Here is an 18,273-nt window from a genome sequence, read left to right on the forward strand (position 1 = left end):
TCAGATCTCCGCGTACATCCGCCCCGGATTGAACACTCCGTGGGGATCGAGTTGAGCCTTGAGCTGGCGGTGGTAGCGCAGCAACAGCGCTGGCAGCGGTTGGAACGGATTGTCTTGCAAACCATGGCTGTAACAGATCGCATGGCCGCCAGCTGCGCTGACAGTGGCGCGAATCGCTGCGCTATCCGCATCGGATTTCAGCCAGCGTTGCGCACCGCCCCAATCGATCAGTTGCTCGCCTGGAAGATCCAGCACGCCAGTCTTGTTGGGCAGGGACAAGCGCCACAGCGGTGAACCACTGGTGAAAAAATCCAGCTGATGTTCGTTCAGTTCCTGCCAATAGCTCGGGTCGATACGCTCCCCGCCAAGCCGCTCATGGGCGGCCGCCACCGAGCCTTCGCCGCCTTCCAGACGCAGGCGCAGCAGACCGTTTTCAAAGCTTGCCGCACTGATTGGCAAGGGCTGCTGCCCCCATTCGGCAAGACGTGCCAAGGCGCGGGCACTGTCCATTTCCAGGGCGATGCTGGCGCACAACCGGGGTTTGGGCAGGACCTTCAGGGAGACTTCGGTGAGTACTCCCAGGCAACCAAAACTACCCGCCATTAATCGCGACAGGTCGTAACCAGCGACGTTTTTCATGACTTCGCCGCCAAAGCGCAGGTGCTTGCCCAGACCAGTAATGATTCGCGTCCCAAGCACGTAATCGCGTACCGATCCGGCCCATGGGCGTCGGGGGCCGGACAGTCCTGCGGCGATCATGCCGCCCACCGTCGCTTCACCAAAATGCGGCGGTTCGCAGGGCAGCATCTGCCCGGCAGCATCCAGCGCCGCACACAGCTCTTGCAGCGGCGTACCTGCGCGGGCAGTAATAACCAGCTCGGTCGGGTCATAGCTGACGATGCCCCGGTGCGCGCGGGTGTCGAGTATTTCTCCGGCCACTTCACGCCCGAGGAAAGATTTGCTATTGCCACCCTGAATACGCAGCGGCGTCATGGTTTGCAGCGCGTGATTGACTTGCTCCAGCAGCACCGCGCTGGCGTCGTCATCAGGCTGATGAAGAAGCGGATCAGCGATCATCAGAAGCGCTCCAGATCAGGGAAGGGCAGCTTGCCCATGTGCACGTGCATCGCGCCGAATTCGGCACAGCGATGCAGCGTCGGGATGTTCTTGCCGGGGTTAAGCATGCCGCCGGGATCAAAGGCGGCTTTGACTGCGTGAAACAACGTCAGCTCGTCACTGTTGAACTGGGCGCACATCTGGTTGATTTTCTCGCGGCCCACCCCGTGTTCACCGGTGATGCTGCCGCCGACCTTGACGCAGAGTTCAAGAATTTTGCCGCCTAGCGCCTCGGCGCGCTCCAGCTCACCGGGCTGGTTGGCATCGAACAGAATCAGTGGGTGCATGTTGCCGTCGCCGGCATGAAATACGTTTGCGACCCGCAGGCCATACTCTTCAGACAAGGCTGAAATACCTTGCAGCACTCCGGGCAGTTCCCGTCTGGGGATGGTGCCGTCCATGCAGTAGTAATCCGGCGAGAGTCTGCCGACCGCCGGAAATGCGTTTTTGCGACCCGCCCAGAAGCGCACGCGTTCGGCTTCTTCTTTGGCCTGGCGAAGCTCTGTCGCCCCGGCTTTGGTCAGCACCTCTCGAACCCGCTCGCAGTCGTCATGAACGTCGGCTTCGACCCCGTCCAGTTCACAGAGCAGAATCGCTTCGGCGTCCACGGGATAACCCGCGTGAATGAAGTCTTCGGCGGCACGGATCGCCAGGTTGTCCATCATCTCCAGACCGCCAGGAATGATTCCCGCTGCAATGATGTCACCCACGGCGCGCCCGGCTTTTTCCACCGAGTCGAATGCCGCCAGCAGCACTTTTGCAACCTGGGGCTTGGGCAGCAGCTTGACCGTGACTTCGGTAATGATGCCGAGCATGCCTTCGGAGCCTGTGAACAGGGCCAACAGGTCAAAGCCCGGTGAATCGAGCGCCTCTGACCCCAGTGTCAGGCGTTCACCTTCGACGGTGAGGATTTCAACTTTGAGCAGGTTATGCACGGTCAGGCCGTACTTCAGGCAATGCACGCCACCCGCATTTTCAGCAACGTTGCCCCCGATAGAGCAGGCGATCTGCGAGGAAGGGTCGGGTGCGTAATACAGTTCATGGGGCGCCGCCGCCTGAGAAATAGCCAGGTTACGCACGCCAGGCTGCACACGAGCAAGACGCGCAGCGGGATCAACTTCGAGAATCTTGTTGAAGCGCGCCATCACTAACAACACACCCGTTTCCAGCGGCAATGCACCGCCTGATAGACCCGTGCCGGCACCGCGCGCAACCACTGGAACGTGGCGCTGGTGGCAGATTTTCAACAGGGTCTGGACTTCTTCAAGGTGCCGGGGCAGGGCCACCAGCATCGGCGTGGTGCGATAGGCCGACAGCCCGTCGCACTCATACGGGCGCAGTTCTTCCGGACGGTGGAGGATGTCCAGGTCCGGTAATTGGCGTTGCAGCTCTGCCAGCAGTTGTTGTTTGTCGACAACCGGCAGCACGCCATCGACGCGTTCGTCGTAGAGAATGTTCATGATCCGTCGTGACCCTGTGTTGTTTTTATCGGGGCAGCTCTGGGACATCAGGCAACTTGCATCATTAGGGGTTCCAGACGGATCTGTCCATGCTTTCGAGTCGCCCTTTAGTCTGAGACGCGATTGACAGCGGCTCGCCAATCACGCAGTTTACGTATTGCGTAAGTCGTTTACGTAAATTGATCGGAGTGCAGGTGGCGTGCTGAAGCCGCCGAGCTCTCCCGGCTAAACGGAACGCCGCCCGGCCGGTCCACTATCAGAATAATAAAAATGACTCAGTCCCTGGATCTCTTCACCTACTACCGCTCGACATCCAGTTACCGGGTGCGCATTGCTCTGGCGTTGAAGGGCCTGGATTACACCGCGATCCCGGTCAACCTGATCCGCGACGGCGGTGAGCATCTCAAACCTGAATACCGGGCTATAAACCCGCAGAGCCGGGTTCCAGCATTACGAGTGGATGACCGTCTGGTCGTTACCCAATCCACGGCAATCATCGAATACCTTGAAGACCGCTATCCTGATACGCCGTTGTTGTCGCCACAGCTTGAACTTCGCGCTGCACAGAGGGCGGTTGCCTCGTTGATCGCCTGCGATATTCATCCGTTGCACAACGTTTCGGTGCTCAATCGCTTACGTGGCCTGGGTCATGGCGAGGATGAGGTCAATCAGTGGATTGGCCACTGGATTGGCGAAGGTTTCACGGCTGTGGAGCAGATGATCGGCGATCAGGGCTATTGCTTTGACGAGGTCTTGCCGAGCATGGCCGATGTGTACTTGCTGCCGCAGATTTACGCCGCCCGCCGTTTCAATGTTGACTTGATGCGTTACCCCCGCATCTTGCGGGTTGAAAAACTGGCGATGGACCATTGGGCATTTCAGGTTGCGCATCCCGATGCGCAACCGGACAAGCCGGAGTAGTCTGGTTCTTATGAAAATTCTTGGCTTGCAACTGATCTTTGGTGATTTCCTCGCTCGCAGCGTACGAGGAATCCCCTGTGCACCGCCCGCAGGAAGGTGATCGCGACCATCCGCTAATCCACTTTCCTGCAAGGAGCCAGACCATGGCTGATTTACACGCCGATTTATATGAGAACCCAATGGGCCTGATGGGCTTTGAATTCATTGAGTTCGCTTCGCCGACGCCCAATACCCTTGAGCCTGTGTTCGAGATCATGGGCTTTACCAAAGTCGCGGTGCACCGTTCTAAAGACGTGGTGCTGTATCGTCAGGGCGATATCAACATCATCCTCAACAACGAACCCAACAGTCCGGCTTCATATTTCGCTGCCGAGCACGGCCCGTCGGTGTGCGGCATGGCGTTCCGGGTCAAGGATTCCCACCTCGCTTATCAGAGAGCGCTTGATCTCGGTGCTCAACCCGTTGAAATCGCCACCGGTCCAATGGAGTTGCGCCTGCCAGCCATCAAAGGCATTGGCGGTGCGCCGCTCTATCTGATCGACCGTTTTGGTGAGGGCACTTCGATTTATGACATCGATTTCAACTTCATCGAAGGCGTGGATCGCCACCCGGTGGGCGCAGGCCTGAAGTTTATCGATCACCTGACCCATAACGTCTATCGCGGGCGGATGGCGTATTGGGCGAATTTCTACGAGAAGCTGTTCAACTTTCGTGAGATTCGCTACTTCGATATCAAGGGCGAATACACCGGTCTGACCTCCAAGGCCATGACCGCGCCGGACGGCATGATCCGCATTCCGTTGAACGAGGAGTCGTCCAAAGGGGCAGGGCAGATCGAAGAGTTTCTGATGAAGTTCAATGGCGAGGGCATCCAGCATGTGGCGTTCTTTACCGACGATCTGATCAAGAGCTGGGACGCGCTGAAAGCCATCGGCATGCGGTTCATGACTGCCCCACCGGAAACCTATTACGAAATGCTCGAAGGCCGCTTGCCCAACCACGGCGAACCGGAGGCCGAACTGAAAAGCCGCGGTATCTTACTGGACGGCTCTTCTGATGGAGGCGAGCGGCGTCTATTACTGCAGATATTCTCCGAAACCCTGATGGGCCCGGTGTTTTTCGAGTTCATCCAGCGCAAGGGGGACGACGGTTTCGGCGAGGGCAACTTCAAGGCGCTGTTTGAATCAATCGAGCGCGACCAGATCAAGCGAGGGGTATTGGCGGTGGAGTAGGGCTGGCTCAGAAGCAGAGCTGGATTGCGTTTTAACTGTGGAAGCTTTGCTTGTCTCGCATTGGGTTACCAAGTCATCGCGAGCAAGCTCTGCTCCCACAGGGCCGCACTGTCAATTCAAGAAAGGTGTTAATGCGTTCTACTTGTGGGAGCAGAGCTTGCTCGCGATGGTGTGTAAACCCAATTCCAGGCAAACATTGCTCCCCCAGTTAGGACCCCGATCAAATGAAGGAAGGCATCAACCCTCAAATATCGTCACATCCCCACCCATACGCGCGCTCACCACCCGCGCTGTCGCCCGCAACTGCTGCGCTGCTTGGGCCTGACGCTCATCGGTAAACACCGATGCCGAACCAACCATGGTGATCACCCCGGCAAGCTTGTTGCCGACGCTGAAAATCGGCGATGACACCGCATTCACACCCGCCATCAACAACCCGCGGATCTGATGTACGCCGCTGCTGCGAATATCTTTTACGTGCTGCTCGATCTCACGCAATTGCGCCGCGTTTAAAGGCGCCGACTCCTGATCACGCAGTTGGGCTGTTTCGCTCTGGGTGAGGAAGCTGTCAAACACCAGGCCGGTAGATGAACTCAGCAACGGCAGTACGGAACCGACCTGAGTCACCAGCGTCACCGCACCACTGGATGGTTCGACGTACACCACGGTCGGTCCCTTGTTACCCCACACCGCGAGAAAGCACGTTTCATTGAGTTCATCGCGCAAGGCGGCCAAATGTGGCGCGGTGATTTTCAATACATCCAGATGACCCACCGCCGCCAGGCCCACGTACAGCGCCTCACGACCCAGTGCGTAATGGTTGGTCACCGAATCCTGCTCGGCAAACCCACTGGCAATCAGCGCCTGCAAATAACGGTGCACCTTGCTGGCTGGCATCGACACATGTTCGGCGAGTTTTGACAGCGAGGTGGACGGCGCCAGTTCAGCCAGCGCCTTGAGAATGCCCATGCCCACTTCAGCGGCTTGAACCTTCTGTTGGCGCCCGCCTGCGGGGCTTTCGGTGTCTGCAGTCGTTGCGGTCATTTCGGGGAGGCTACGCCGGTCTGAGGAGGCTGCTTTATAGCTTGACCGGCCTGCAAACTCAAATTACGTTATGCGTAATCGTTTTCTGTTAGGTGTAATTTCTAGCAGGTCCAATCCTGTAGGCGCTCACTGAGGTTACGAGGCCAGCGATAGCGGATGGTCAGACAAACCGTTATCGCTGGCCTCGTAACCTCGGTGAGCTCAGGGTCTGTGTTTGCTGTGCGACAGCGCGATTACTTATAAAAACAAGAAGAGGTTCCGATGTTCTCTCATCAGTCTTCCGGGCCGCTGGTTTATCAATCCGGCTTCGGTAATCAGTTCAGCAGTGAAGCCTTGCCCGGTGCATTGCCGGTAGGGCAGAACTCGCCCCAAAAGCATGCCTTGGGTCTGTACGCCGAGTTGCTGTCAGGCACTGCATTTACGGTGTCCCGTGCTGAAGCCCGACGAACCTGGCTTTACCGCATCAAGCCCTCCGCCAGCCATCCGCATTATCAGCGGCTGGATCGACAGATCATCGGCCAGCAAGTGGGGGCCATCACGCCTAATCGCCTGCGCTGGAACGCCTTTGCATTGCCTTCCGATCCCACGGACTTCATTGATGGCCTGCAGGTCATGGCCAGCACCAGTGCAGCCGATCAGGCCGAAGGCGTAACGCTCTATAACTACGTTGCCACGGCCTCGATGCAGCGGGCTTTTTTCAACGCCGATGGGGAATGGCTGATCGTGCCGCAACTGGGCCGTTTACGCCTTGTCACTGAACTGGGCCTGCTCGATATCGAACCGCAAGAAATCGCCGTGTTGCCCCGCGGCCTGCGCTTCAGCGTGCAGTTACTGGATGCGACCGCCCGAGGTTATGTATGTGAAAACCACGGTTGCGCGTTACGCCTGCCGGAACTGGGGCCGATTGGCAGCAATGGGTTGGCGAACCCACGGGATTTTCTCGTCCCTGGCGCCTGGTTTGAAGAGCGCGATGAGCCGGTGACCCTGGTGCAGAAATTCCTCGGCGAGTTATGGGCTACGCAATTGGATCACTCGCCATTCGATGTGGTGGGCTGGCATGGCAACAACGTGCCGTACAAGTACGATCTGCGTCGTTTCAACACCATCGGCACTGTCAGTTACGATCATCCGGATCCTTCGATTTTTACCGTGTTGACCTCTCCAGGTGCTGTACACGGCCAGGCCAATATCGATTTCGTGATCTTTCCGCCTCGCTGGATGGTGGCGGAAAACACCTTCCGTCCGCCTTGGTTCCACCGCAACCTGATGAACGAGTTCATGGGGCTGATCGAGGGGGCTTACGACGCCAAAGCCGAGGGTTTCATGCCTGGTGGCGCGTCTTTGCACAACTGCATGAGCGCCCATGGCCCGGATAACGCTACGGCTGAAAAGGCGACGTCCGCGCAATTGCAGCCCCACAAGATCGATAACACCATGGCCTTCATGTTCGAAACCGGCAAAGTCTTGCGCCCAAGTCTGCATGCCCTGCGAAGCCCGCACCTGCAAACCGATTACGACGCCTGCTGGACCGGTATGGCGAAGACTTTTAAACGGCCTTTGAATAGAGGAACACCGCAATGAACATGTCTGCACACAGCCGCAGCTGGGTGACCTCCGCCAACGGCCACGCTGACTTCCCGTTGCAGAATCTGCCCCTGGGCGTCTTCAGTCGCGGCGATTCAGCCCGGCGGGGCGGTGTGGCTATCGGGGACTTTATTTTCGATCTTCCAGCCGCCCTGGCAGCGGGCTTCTTCAAGGGTGCTGCGCAAGACGCGGCTGAAGCCGCCAGTCGTGATCAGTTGAATGATTTCTTTGCTTTGGGTGCCCAAGGGCGTCGAGCTTTGCGCAGTGAGTTGCTGCATCTTTTGGATGAGCACAGCCCTCAGCGAGCGCGTCTGCAAGCGTTCAACGAATCGCTGCTGCATCCGATGAGCGAATGTCAGTTGCATATGCCGGCGCGTGTCGGCGACTACACCGATTTCTACGTCGGTATTCATCACGCCATGAACGTCGGCAAGCTGTTCCGGCCAGACAATCCGCTGTTGCCTAACTACAAGTACGTCCCGATTGCCTATCACGGACGCGCCTCGACGCTGTGTGTTTCCGGCAGTCCGGTCAAGCGCCCCAATGGCCAGACATTACCGCCAGGCCAGGAGGTGCCACAGTTCGGTCCCAGCAAACGGCTGGATTACGAACTGGAAATGGGCGTCTGGGTCGGGCCCGGCAACAGCGATGGCGAGCCCATCGGGATTTCTGACGCGGCTCAGCATATGGCCGGTTTGTGCCTGCTCAATGACTGGTCAGCACGCGATCTGCAAGCCTGGGAGTACCAGCCGTTGGGACCCTTCTTGTCGAAAAGCTTTGCCACGACCGTTTCTCCCTGGGTAGTCACGGCCGAGGCACTGGCGCCGTTCCGTCGTGCACAACCTGCGCGTCCCGAGGGTGATCCACAGCCGTTGGCCTATTTACTGGATGATGCGGATCAGCAGGGTGGCGCTCTGGATATCGAGCTGGAGGTACTGCTACTGACCCGGCAGATGAAAGAGCAGGGCTTACCCGCCCTGGTGCTGGCCAGCAGCAACACGTTGAATATGTACTGGACCGTGGCGCAGATGCTCACCCACCACAGTGTCAACGGCTGCAAACTGCAGCCCGGCGATCTGCTCGGCACGGGCACTTTGTCCGGCCCGCAACCGGGGCAGTTCGGCAGTCTTCTGGAAGTGACCGAAGGGGGTAAGCACAGCATCGAGCTAGCAAGCGGTGAAGCTAGGCGCTTTCTGGAAGATGGCGACGAAGTCATCCTGCGCGCCCGCTGCAAACGTGACGGGCAGGTGTCGATCGGATTTGGCGAGTGTCGGGGCGTAATCTGCGGTTAGGCCCGGTATTGATGAATATTGGGCGTAAACCGGGTCGTTTATCGGCTTTAGCCGGGAAGGCGCTGTATTTGACGATATCACTGGGCTGAATGTCTGAACCTGTTCCCGGCTAAATCCGCCACTACGGGCTTACGTGTGTCGACTGATAAACCTCAACAAAAGTTGTCCACGAAAAGTGGGGGTATGTCTGTGGATAACATTGCCAAAGCCATATGGGCTGCGGTTTTTGGCCAATGATCACGAAATGAACAGCCACAAAAATAGCAATTTTTCCTTGATTTTCAGTTGCTTTGCGGTGCAGCGCGCTACATCGGGCTGTTCATGGCGCTGCAGCTCATTCGATATTCTCGAACGGCAGTCCCACATAGTTTTCTGCAATGCTGCGACGGCCCGCTTCGGAGCTGACAAAGTAATCCAGTTCGGTCTGTTGCAGGCGTTGGCTGAACGAATCGTTGTCGGGGAAGCGATGCAGCATTGAGGTCATCCACCAGGAAAACCGCTCGGCTTTCCACACTCGGCGCAGGCAAATTTCCGAGTAGCGCTGCAACAGATCCGTACGCCCCTCCCGATAGGTTTTGAGCAGAATGCGATACAGGGTGTTGACGTCGCTGGCCGCCAGGTTCAGACCTTTGGCACCGGTGGGCGGTACGATATGCGCGGCGTCACCTAGCAGGAACAAGCGACCGTACTGCATGGGTTCAACCACGAAGCTGCGTAGCGGGGCGATGCTTTTTTCGATGGAGGGCCCCGTGATCAGTCTTTGCGCGACCGACGCTGGCAGGCGCTGCTTGAGCTCATCCCAAAAGCGCTCATCAGACCAGTCTTCGACTTTCTCATCAGCATCCACTTGCACGTAGTAGCGAGTACGCGTAGTGGAACGCATGCTGCACAGGGCAAAACCACGCTCATGGCGGGCGTAGATCAGTTCCTCGTTGACCGGTGGAGTATCCGCCAGCACGCCAAGCCAGCCGAACGGGTAAACCCTCTCGAATGTCTTCAACGCCTCGACAGGGATGGATTGCCGCGATGCACCATGAAAACCATCGCACCCGGCGATGTAATCGCAATCAAGCCGAATGCTCTCTGCGTTGTGTTCGAATGTCAGGTACGGACTGTCGGTTTTCAGGTCGTGGGGCTGAACGTTCTCTGCGTCGAAAAAGCTCAGTGCGCCAGCATCAGCGCGGGCTTGCAGCAGGTCTCTGGTGACCTCGGTCTGGCCGTAAACCGTGACTCGCTTGCCATCTGTCAGCCCGTGCAGGTCGATGCGTTCAGTGCGTCCGTCGAAGGCCAGTTCGAAGCCGTCATGGGGAAGGCCTTCGCTCTCCAGACGTTGACTGACGCCCGCTTCACGGAGCAGGTCGACAGTGCCTTGCTCCAGCACGCCAGCGCGAATTCGAGAGAGGATGTGCTCAGGGTTTTTGCGTTCGACGATAACGTTGTCGATACCGGCACGCTGGAGCAGTTGGCCAAGCAACAGGCCGGACGGCCCGCAGCCAATAATGGCGACTTGAGTTTTCATATCAGGACCTGTTTTGTTTTGTTGTTTTTGTGTGTCCTGTATTTTTAGTGGCTCACAGGGTAAGAAGAAGACATTATTCGCTGCAATTTCTGGACTTTTCATGACTCGCAAGGAGGGCAGGCATGCGTTCCTCTCGTGCCGAAACCGTACCGGTGTTCAAGCTCTACGGTGAAACCACACTATGGCCAACACCGGATCTGTTGCATTGCGAGTCGATTCCGGACCGCAGTCAGCTCCACGGTTGGGAAATACAAACCCATTCCCACAGCGATCTGGTGCAGGTGCTCTATGTCCAGTCCGGAAAGGCAACGCTGCATGTGGAAGGCGTTACCCGGCGGCTTGAAAACGCTGCCTTGCAAGTGATCCCGGCATTGAGCGTGCACCGCTTCAGTTTTGCCCCGGATATTCAGGGTTACATCCTCAGTCTGGCGCAACCGTTGGCTGAGCAGTTGGGCGCGGCGTTAGCAACTCCGGCGTTGAGCACTGCCCATTGCCATACGGTGGACAGTGAGCAGCGCAGGCAGCTGGATCCGCTGTTTGCTGCGATCAGCGATGAATACGCGCAGCATAAGTCTGGTCGTGATTCGATGTTGTATGCGCTGATCACTATGCTGTCGATCTGGCTGGATCGCCGTAGCGCTGCGTTGTCGCCTGAAATGCCCGTCCACGAGCGCGGCCGCGAGCACTTCCAGGCGTTTACCCGGCTGGTAGGCGAACATTTTCGGCAGCACTGGTCCATCGAGCATTACGCGCAGCAACTGAATATCAGCGCTGCCTGGCTGAACAGCTTGTGTCGACGGCTAACCGATCAGTCGGCGTTGCAGATCATCAACCAGCGCCTTTTGCTGGAAGCCAAGCGCGATCTGGTTTACACCACCTTGACCATCAATCAGATTTCGGACCGGTTGGGGTTTTCCGAACCTGCTTACTTTTCCCGATTCTTCAAACGCTGCACGGGTCAGTCGCCCAAGCAGTTTCGGGGGCAGCGGTGAGAGCGCGCAGCGGCTGGGTTTGGAATGTGATTACCTTGTGGGAGCGGTGTTCCAACTCAAGTAATTGTGTGTTGTCGATGTGCACCACAGAAAATCATCACGAATTGGTAAAAAAGTAAGGCGACCACCGAATTGAACATCGATACCCGAATCAAATTCCGTCATCTGGTGTGCTTCCTCGAAGTGGCCCGACAGGGCAGCCTGGCGCGGGCGTCGGATCAGTTGGCGATCAGCCAGCCAGCCTTGTCCAAAACCCTCAAGGAGTTGGAAACCCTGCTGGAAACGCAACTGTTCCTGCGCAGTAAAAGCGGCGCAGCGTTGACCGAGGCGGGTGTCGCGTTTCTGCGTTTCGCCGGGCCTAGCGTGCAGTCGTTGCGCGAAGGGGTGAACAGCCTGCGTTCTGGCGAGCATGAACCGGTGACCGCGCGGCTCGGGGTGTTATCGACGGTGGAAAGCCTGTTGGTCCCGGAAGTGGTGCGTCGACTGCACGAGCGTCATCCGGCACTGATTGTCAGTGTCATGACCGGCCCCAGTGCCTATTTGCTTTCGCAGTTGCGGGTCGGCGAACTGGATCTGGTGGTCGGGCGCATGACCGACAGCCCGCAGATTCAAGGCCTGACGTTTGAGCATCTTTACAGCGAATCCATGACGCTTGTCGTGCGGCGTGATCATCCGTTGCTGGCAGGCGAGCTGCGTCGTGAAAGTCTTGAAAATTACCCCATGGTGTTGCCGCTGGCGGGTACCACTATCCGTAAATTCGCCGACAGTCTGTTTGTGCAATGCGGGATCAGCCCGCCACGACAGCGCCTGGAAACCCTGTCGCTAACCTTGAGCCGCCGTTACGTGCAATGCAGCGATGCGATCTGGATCGCGCCCTTCGATGCGGTTCAGCAGGATTTGCACACCGGTGAGCTGCGTGAGCTGGAGCTGGGTATTCGTGAACCCGGCGGCTCGGTGGGCATTTGCAGTAATCCGGCGCTGCCATTGTCCAGAGCCGCGCAGTGGTGCGTCGATGTGCTGCAGGAAGTGGGCAAGGCGTATGGTCAGGCTGATCATCCATAACCATTTGGATATGGATGTGTTTGATTTATTCAGTTCAGGTTTTGGTTAAGTCGAGAGAAACTGCGCGACATCAACAAAGACTCCTCATTATAAAAAACCAGGGAGAACCGCATGTCTGATGCGAGCAGCAGCCGTTTCGTCGTCCGTGACCGAAACTGGCACCCCAAAGCACTGACACCCGATTACAAGACCTCGATCCTGCGCTCCCCGCGTCAGGCGCTGGTGAGCATTCCGCAATCGGTCTCCGAAGCTACCGGCCCGGACTTTTCCCATCTGAAATTCGGCGAGCACGACAACGACCTGTTGCTGAACTTCAACAACGGTGGTCTGCCCATTGGCGAGCGGATCATTCTCGCCGGGCGGGTTTGCGACCAATATGGCAAGCCGATTCCGCACACGCTGGTCGAGATCTGGCAGGCCAACGCAGGTGGCCGTTATCGCCACAAGCGCGACGCCTATCTGGCGCCCATCGATCCGAACTTCGGCGGTGTTGGTCGGGCCTTGACCGACCGCGATGGCAACTACAGTTTCCGTACCGTCAAACCTGGTCCGTACCCATGGCGCAATGGTCCCAATGACTGGCGTCCGGCGCATATCCATGTGTCGATCAGTGGTCCGTCGATTGCCACGCGGTTGATCACCCAACTGTATTTCGAAGGCGATCCGCTGATCCCGTTGTGCCCGATCGTCAAGTCGATCGCCAACCCGGACGCGGTGCAAAGTCTGATTGCCCGGCTCGATATGGGCATGGCCAATCCGATGGACAGCCTGGCCTATCGCTTTGACATCGTCCTGCGTGGTCAACGCGCGACTCATTTCGAAAACCGCTAAGGAGCGAAGAACATGCCGGTTCAATTGCTGCCTGAAACGCCCTCACAAACGGCTGGCCCTTACGTGCATATTGGCCTGGCGCTGGAAGCTGCGGGCAATCCGCCCCGTGATCTGGAAATCACTCACGAAATGGTCCTGCCCAATGCACCGGGCGAACACATCGTGCTGCTGGGTAACGTCTTCGATGGTAACGGTCATCTGATCCGTGACGCCTTTCTGGAGTTCTGGCAAGCCGACCACGAAGGTCATTACGACCCGATCTACGATCCACAAAAACCCTTCAACGGCTTTGGTCGTACCGCTACGGGCGAAGATGGTCAGTGGTTGTTGAACACCATCAAGCCTGGCGTCGTGCGCAATGCTGCGGGTGTGCCCATGGCGGCGCACATCAACGTGTCGCTGTTTGCTCGGGGCATCAATATCCATCTGCAGACACGGCTGTATTTCGACGACGAAGCTGAAGCCAACGCAAAAGATCCGGTCCTGAACCTGATCGAACAGCCGATCCGCCGTGAGACCCTTGTTGCCAAGCGTTGCACGGTCGACGGCAAGCTGGCATACCGTTTTGACATCCGCGTGCAGGGTGAAGACGAGACGGTGTTTTTCGATTTTTGATTTACAGATACACGCGAATCTGTAGGAGCGTACGAGCAGCGCGAGGCCGCGATGGCGGTCTGCCTGATACACCGCCATCGCGGCCTCGCGGTGCTCGTGCGCTCCTACAAAGACAGTGTTTATATTCAAATAGCGCCCCCAAAAAACAATAACAAGGAACCACCATGACGCTTTCGGCTCGCGTGCCCGAGGCTGGCACACTGGATGTGCAGGCCTTCATCAATGCTCAACCCTTGTCCCGTTATCAGTGGCGAGTGGTGATCCTGTGTTTCCTGATTGTGTTCCTCGATGGTCTGGACACTGCTGCCATGGGCTTCATCGCCCCCGCATTGAGTGCGGAGTGGGGCATCGACCGGGCAAGCCTTGGCCCGGTGATGAGCGCCGCACTGATCGGCATGGTGTTCGGTGCGCTGGGTTCCGGTCCGTTGGCTGACCGTTTCGGGCGTAAGGTCGTGTTGGTCGTGGCGGTGTTTCTGTTCGGCCTGTTCAGCTTGTTGTCGGCTTACAGCAGCAACATCGATCAACTGCTGATCCTGCGACTGCTCACTGGTCTGGGTCTTGGCGCGGCGATGCCCAACGCCACGACACTGCTCTCGGAATACACCCCGGAGCGTCTCAAGTCATTGCTGGTGACCAGCATGTTCTGCGGCTTCAACCTCGGCATGGCCTGCGGCGGATTTGTTTCCGCCAAGCTGATTCCGGCCATGGGTTGGCACAGCCTGTTGATGCTCGGCGGGATTCTGCCGCTGATCCTCACCGTGGTGTTGATGATCTGGCTGCCGGAGTCGGCGCGTTTTCTGGTGGTACGCAATCTTGGAGTGGACCGCATTCGCAAGGTGCTGGCACCGATCTCCCGTCAGGAAGTCAACGCTGCCAAGGACTTCAGCGTGCCGGAACAGAAAACCGTGCGCAGCCGTAACGTTCTGAAAGTCATATTCTCCGGCACTTACAGTGCTGGCACCTTATTGCTGTGGCTAACCTATTTCATGGGCCTGGTGATCGTTTACCTGCTGACCAGTTGGTTGCCGACCCTGATGCGCGACAGCGGCGCGAGCATGGAACAATCGGCCTTTATCGGGGCTCTGTTTCAGTTTGGCGGCGTATTAAGCGCGGTTGGTGTGGGCTGGGCCATGGACAAGTACAACCCGCACAAAGTGATTGGCTGTGCCTACTTCCTGGCTGGCGTGTTCGCCTGGCTGGTGGGGCAAAGCCTGGGTAACGTCGCCGTGTTGGCGACGCTGGTGCTGTTGGCCGGTATGTGCATTAACGGCGCGCAATCGGCGATGCCTTCGCTGGCCGCGCGGTTCTATCCGACTCAAGGTCGTGCCACCGGTGTTTCGTGGATGCTGGGCATCGGCCGTTTCGGTGCAATTCTCGGTGCCTGGGCGGGTGCTACGTTGCTGGGCCTGGGCTGGAATTTCGAGCAAGTACTGACCGCGCTGGTGGTGCCTGCGGCACTGGCGGCCATTGCGGTGCTGATCAAAGGCTGGGTCAGCCATTCGGACGCCACATGAATTCAGGAGTCATGTTTTGAACAGATCGAGTCAGCAACTTTTCGACGCTTACTTCAGCCAGCCGCAGATAAGCGAGATCTTCTCTGACCACGGTCGGCTGCAAGGCATGCTCGACTTCGAAGCGGCGCTGGCCCGGGCCGAGGCCAGCACGGGTTTGATTCCCGCCGAGGTGGTCAAGGATATTCAGGCCAGTTGCAGCGCTGAGCTGTTCGACTTTGCCGAGTTGGCAGTTGCGATTGGCAACGCCGGTAATTCAGCCATCCCGCTGGTCAAGGCGCTGGGCAAGAAGATCGCTGCACGCAATCCAACGGCTGAACGCTACGTGCACATGGGCGCCACCAGCCAGGACGTGATGGACAGTGGACTGGTGCTGCAATTACGCGACGCCATTGCGTTGCTGGAGCGAGATCTGGCTGAGCTGGCTGAAGCGCTTTGCGGGCAGGCCCAACGTTACGCCGTCACCCCGTTGGCCGGGCGCACCTGGTTGCAGCAGGCGACGCCGGTCACTCTCGGCATGAAAATCGCCGGTTGGCTGGGGGCGATAACCCGTCACCGGCAACGTCTGCAAGAACTCAAGCCTCGGCTGTTGAGCCTGCAGTTTGGCGGCGCGTCCGGCACCCTCGCGGCACTGGGCGATCACGCTTTGCCCGTGGCCGAAGCACTGGCCCGCGAACTGCAACTGAGCTTGCCGGAGCAGCCATGGCACACCCAGCGTGACCGTCTGGTGGAGTTCGCCGGCTGGCTGGGCTTGATTGCCGGTAGCCTGGGCAAGATCGGTCGGGACATCAGTCTGTTGATGCAGACTGAAGTGGGCGAAGTCTTCGAACCGGCGGCAGCAGGCAAGGGCGGATCGTCGACCATGCCCCACAAGCGCAACCCTGTGGGCGCGGCGGTGATGATCAGCGCTTCCGTGCGCGCACCGGGGCTGGTTGCGACGATGTTCGCGGCCATGCCTCAGGAGCACGAGCGCAGCCTGGGTCTGTGGCACGCCGAGTGGGAAACCTTGCCTGAGCTGTGCTGCCTGGTCTCCGGATCGCTGCAGCAGGCTTTGCAAGTGATTCCTGCGCTGGAAGTTAACGCAGAGCAAATGCTCACCAATCTGGATTCCACCCAAGGGCTGGTGCTTGCCGAGGCGGTCAGCATCGCTTTGGCCCAGCGCATCGGTCGCGATGCGGCGCATCATCTGATTGAACAAAGCTGCCGCCGAGCTGTGCAGCAGGGCCTGCATCTGCGCGAAGTGCTTGGCGCAGATCCGCAGGTCAGTGCCGAGCTTTCTGCCGCAGAGCTGGACCATCTGCTTGATCCCGCCAACTACCTGGGCCTTGCGCAGCAGTGGGTGGAGAGGGCGGTCGCGGAGCATGGGTTGTTTATTCTGGAATGATGAGCTTGTAGGAGCTGCCGAAGGCTGCGAACGGCGGTGTGACAGAAATATCGCTTTCGCAGCCTTCGGCAGCTCCTACAGAAAACACTTGATGCGCATGAACCAGATTCAATTTTCAATTTTCAGGAGCCCAAAATGCCCTTCATCCAACTCCCCGACGGCGATCTGCATTACCAACTCGATGGCCCGCAAGGCGCGCCGGTTTTGCTGTTGTCCAACTCACTGGGCACGAATCTGAGCATGTGGGACTCGCAAATGCCTGCGTTCACCGAGCACTTCCAGGTGCTGCGCTACGACACCCGCGGGCATGGTCAATCGTTGGTCACCGAAGGGCCTTACAGCATCGAACAGAACGGTCGCGACGTATTGGCCTTGCTGGATGCCTTGCAACTGCCGAGCGTGTCGTTCTGCGGTCTGTCCATGGGTGGTCTGATTGGGCAGTGGTTGGCGATCAATGCGCCACAGCGTCTGCAACGGTTGGTGGTGTGCAATAGCGCCGCGAAGATCGGTAATCCCGACATCTGGAACCCGCGTATTGATACCGTTCTGCGCGACGGCAAAGCCGCCATGCAGGCCCTGCGCGAGGCGTCGATTGCGCGATGGTTCACCCCTGAATTTGCCAAGGCCGAGCCGCGGCAGGTGGAGCCTGTGGTGGACATGCTGGCCCAGACCTCACCACAGGGCTATGCCGCCAACTGCGCAGCGGTGCGCGACGCGGACTTCCGCGAGCAGATCAGCGCAATCACGCTGCCGGTGTTGGTGGTCTGTGGTACTCAGGACGCTGTTACCACGCCTGCCGACGGGCGTTTTCTGACCGAGCGCATCGCCGGTGCCGAGTATGCCGAATTTCACGCTGCGCACCTTTCCAGCATCGAAGCGGGAAGGGCATTTGGTGAGCGTGTCGTCACCTTTTTACAAGCCTGAATCCGGAGTTGGCAATGGACGAAAAGCAACGTTACGAAGCCGGTATGCAAGTGCGCCGCGCTGTCCTGGGCGACGCCCATGTGGACAACAGCCTGAAAAAACTCACGCCGTTCAACGAAGAATTTCAGGAAATGATCACCCGGCACGCCTGGGGGGATATCTGGACTCGCCCCGGTCTGCCACGTCACACCCGCAGCCTGGTGACAATCGCCATGCTGATCGGCATGAACCGTGAAGGCGAACTGCGCCTGCACCTCAAGGCCGCCAAGCACAACGGTGTCACTCGCGAAGAGATCAAGGAAGTGCTGATGCAGAGCGCAATCTACTGCGGTATTCCGGCGGCCAACGCAACGTTTCACCTGGCCGAAGAGGTCTGGGATGAAATGGGTGTCGAGTCGCTCGACAAGGCATGATGACCGCTCAATACAACGCTGCATCAAGGTGCATTTCGTAGAGCGTGTATTGAATCATTAGTAGATCGTGTGATTGAAGAAGTTGAGGCCGCTTAATGACTGAAGAGTCGGGCGGTCTTTTTTTTGCAATATGACTTACCGTCGTTATGCCTTTTCAGTATGAGGGCTACAAAAGCTCATTAATTGTCTTTGTCCTGAAAGGCACTTTGACGCCAGGATTATTGGATCCATATTTAAATTCAAAGAAGGGCGTTCAGGCAGTCTTTTTGCCTGCATGCCTCGGCAGGCCGGACTTTGGCGCTAGTGAAAAGTTCCGGAAAATATTATCGGGTCGATTGAAAATAATGATTATCAAGGGCTGCGGAATAACGTA

General features: G+C 58.0%; 16 protein-coding genes. 12 read left to right on the top strand and 4 right to left on the bottom strand.

Translation table 11 applies throughout. The annotated features are described in order from the left end of the window. Together glcE and glcD are read right to left on the bottom strand one after the other, a co-directional pair. On the bottom strand, positions 1 to 1,077 hold the full coding sequence (glcE, locus tag ABRP31_RS09420) for a glycolate oxidase subunit GlcE (protein WP_349970991.1): 1,077 nt from the start codon (positions 1,075 to 1,077) through the stop codon (positions 1 to 3). Further along, the gene (glcD, locus tag ABRP31_RS09425) at positions 1,077 to 2,576 is read right to left on the bottom strand and encodes a glycolate oxidase subunit GlcD (protein ID WP_349970990.1); all 1,500 of its coding nucleotides are present in this window, start codon (positions 2,574 to 2,576) and stop codon (positions 1,077 to 1,079) included. The genes glcE and glcD overlap by 1 nt, the downstream gene beginning before the upstream one ends. A gap of 282 nt (positions 2,577 to 2,858) precedes the next feature. On the opposite strand from glcD, the gene maiA reads away from it, so the two are divergent. Further along, entirely contained in the window at positions 2,859 to 3,497 is a 639-nt protein-coding gene (maiA, locus tag ABRP31_RS09430; RefSeq protein WP_349971013.1) for a maleylacetoacetate isomerase, read from the top strand. 143 nt (positions 3,498 to 3,640) lie between these two features. Continuing rightward, positions 3,641 to 4,729, top strand: a complete 1,089-nt coding sequence (gene hppD, locus ABRP31_RS09435) for a 4-hydroxyphenylpyruvate dioxygenase (protein WP_349970989.1) — start codon at positions 3,641 to 3,643, stop codon at positions 4,727 to 4,729. 237 nt (positions 4,730 to 4,966) lie between these two features. Here hppD and ABRP31_RS09440 read toward each other — a convergent pair whose 3' ends face one another. Beyond that, the gene (locus ABRP31_RS09440) at positions 4,967 to 5,773 is read right to left on the bottom strand and encodes an IclR family transcriptional regulator (protein ID WP_349970988.1); all 807 of its coding nucleotides are present in this window, start codon (positions 5,771 to 5,773) and stop codon (positions 4,967 to 4,969) included. A gap of 261 nt (positions 5,774 to 6,034) precedes the next feature. On the opposite strand from ABRP31_RS09440, the gene hmgA reads away from it, so the two are divergent. Both hmgA and fahA read left to right on the top strand, forming a co-directional pair. Then, entirely contained in the window at positions 6,035 to 7,354 is a 1,320-nt protein-coding gene (gene hmgA, locus ABRP31_RS09445) for a homogentisate 1,2-dioxygenase (protein WP_349970987.1), read from the top strand. Next, entirely contained in the window at positions 7,351 to 8,649 is a 1,299-nt protein-coding gene (gene fahA / locus ABRP31_RS09450) for a fumarylacetoacetase (RefSeq protein ID WP_349970986.1), read from the top strand. Before hmgA ends, fahA begins: the two co-directional genes overlap by 4 nt. 334 nt (positions 8,650 to 8,983) lie before the next feature. Here fahA and pobA read toward each other — a convergent pair whose 3' ends face one another. Continuing rightward, the gene (gene pobA, locus ABRP31_RS09455; protein WP_349970985.1) at positions 8,984 to 10,168 is read right to left on the bottom strand and encodes a 4-hydroxybenzoate 3-monooxygenase; all 1,185 of its coding nucleotides are present in this window, start codon (positions 10,166 to 10,168) and stop codon (positions 8,984 to 8,986) included. 122 nt (positions 10,169 to 10,290) lie between these two features. On the opposite strand from pobA, the gene ABRP31_RS09460 reads away from it, so the two are divergent. The 8 genes from ABRP31_RS09460 (at position 10,291) to pcaC (ending at position 17,900) form a co-directional block, all read left to right on the top strand. Then, complete coding sequence (locus tag ABRP31_RS09460; RefSeq protein ID WP_349970984.1) at positions 10,291 to 11,160, top strand: helix-turn-helix domain-containing protein; 870 nt, start codon at positions 10,291 to 10,293, stop codon at positions 11,158 to 11,160. A 132-nt stretch (positions 11,161 to 11,292) separates the two neighbouring features. Beyond that, positions 11,293 to 12,222, top strand: coding sequence for a pca operon transcription factor PcaQ (pcaQ, locus tag ABRP31_RS09465; RefSeq protein WP_349970983.1), 930 nt, complete (start codon positions 11,293 to 11,295; stop codon positions 12,220 to 12,222). A 111-nt stretch (positions 12,223 to 12,333) separates the two neighbouring features. After that, positions 12,334 to 13,053, top strand: a complete 720-nt coding sequence (gene pcaH, locus ABRP31_RS09470) for a protocatechuate 3,4-dioxygenase subunit beta (RefSeq protein ID WP_027898127.1) — start codon at positions 12,334 to 12,336, stop codon at positions 13,051 to 13,053. A 12-nt stretch (positions 13,054 to 13,065) separates the two neighbouring features. Continuing rightward, on the top strand, positions 13,066 to 13,668 hold the full coding sequence (gene pcaG, locus ABRP31_RS09475) for a protocatechuate 3,4-dioxygenase subunit alpha (RefSeq protein WP_087266210.1): 603 nt from the start codon (positions 13,066 to 13,068) through the stop codon (positions 13,666 to 13,668). 164 nt (positions 13,669 to 13,832) lie between these two features. Next, on the top strand, positions 13,833 to 15,182 hold the full coding sequence (locus ABRP31_RS09480) for an MFS transporter (protein WP_095097082.1): 1,350 nt from the start codon (positions 13,833 to 13,835) through the stop codon (positions 15,180 to 15,182). A 16-nt stretch (positions 15,183 to 15,198) separates the two neighbouring features. Next, on the top strand, positions 15,199 to 16,563 hold the full coding sequence (locus ABRP31_RS09485) for a 3-carboxy-cis,cis-muconate cycloisomerase (RefSeq protein ID WP_349970982.1): 1,365 nt from the start codon (positions 15,199 to 15,201) through the stop codon (positions 16,561 to 16,563). Between the two features lie 135 nt (positions 16,564 to 16,698). Beyond that, a complete protein-coding gene (gene pcaD, locus ABRP31_RS09490; RefSeq protein WP_349970981.1) occupies positions 16,699 to 17,487 on the top strand; it encodes a 3-oxoadipate enol-lactonase in 789 nt (262 codons plus the stop codon). A 14-nt stretch (positions 17,488 to 17,501) separates the two neighbouring features. Next, complete coding sequence (gene pcaC / locus ABRP31_RS09495; protein ID WP_087266202.1) at positions 17,502 to 17,900, top strand: 4-carboxymuconolactone decarboxylase; 399 nt, start codon at positions 17,502 to 17,504, stop codon at positions 17,898 to 17,900. Positions 17,901 to 18,273: the final 373 nt, after the last annotated feature.

The sequence above is a fragment of the Pseudomonas caspiana genome (assembly GCF_040224095.2).
In the GTDB taxonomy this organism is placed as follows: Bacteria; Pseudomonadota; Gammaproteobacteria; order Pseudomonadales; family Pseudomonadaceae; genus Aquipseudomonas; species Aquipseudomonas caspiana.

Coding starts and splice junctions, on each gene's coding strand:
- glcE (WP_349970991.1), bottom strand. CDS start 1,077: ATGATCGCTGATCCGCTTCTTCATCAGCCTGATGACGACGCCAGCGCG.
- glcD (WP_349970990.1), bottom strand. CDS start 2,576: ATGAACATTCTCTACGACGAACGCGTCGATGGCGTGCTGCCGGTTGTC.
- hppD (WP_349970989.1), top strand. CDS start 3,641: ATGGCTGATTTACACGCCGATTTATATGAGAACCCAATGGGCCTGATG.
- ABRP31_RS09440 (WP_349970988.1), bottom strand. CDS start 5,773: ATGACCGCAACGACTGCAGACACCGAAAGCCCCGCAGGCGGGCGCCAA.
- hmgA (WP_349970987.1), top strand. CDS start 6,035: ATGTTCTCTCATCAGTCTTCCGGGCCGCTGGTTTATCAATCCGGCTTC.
- fahA (WP_349970986.1), top strand. CDS start 7,351: ATGAACATGTCTGCACACAGCCGCAGCTGGGTGACCTCCGCCAACGGC.
- pobA (WP_349970985.1), bottom strand. CDS start 10,168: ATGAAAACTCAAGTCGCCATTATTGGCTGCGGGCCGTCCGGCCTGTTG.
- ABRP31_RS09460 (WP_349970984.1), top strand. CDS start 10,291: ATGCGTTCCTCTCGTGCCGAAACCGTACCGGTGTTCAAGCTCTACGGT.
- pcaH (WP_027898127.1), top strand. CDS start 12,334: ATGTCTGATGCGAGCAGCAGCCGTTTCGTCGTCCGTGACCGAAACTGG.
- pcaG (WP_087266210.1), top strand. CDS start 13,066: ATGCCGGTTCAATTGCTGCCTGAAACGCCCTCACAAACGGCTGGCCCT.
- ABRP31_RS09480 (WP_095097082.1), top strand. CDS start 13,833: ATGACGCTTTCGGCTCGCGTGCCCGAGGCTGGCACACTGGATGTGCAG.
- pcaD (WP_349970981.1), top strand. CDS start 16,699: ATGCCCTTCATCCAACTCCCCGACGGCGATCTGCATTACCAACTCGAT.
- pcaC (WP_087266202.1), top strand. CDS start 17,502: ATGGACGAAAAGCAACGTTACGAAGCCGGTATGCAAGTGCGCCGCGCT.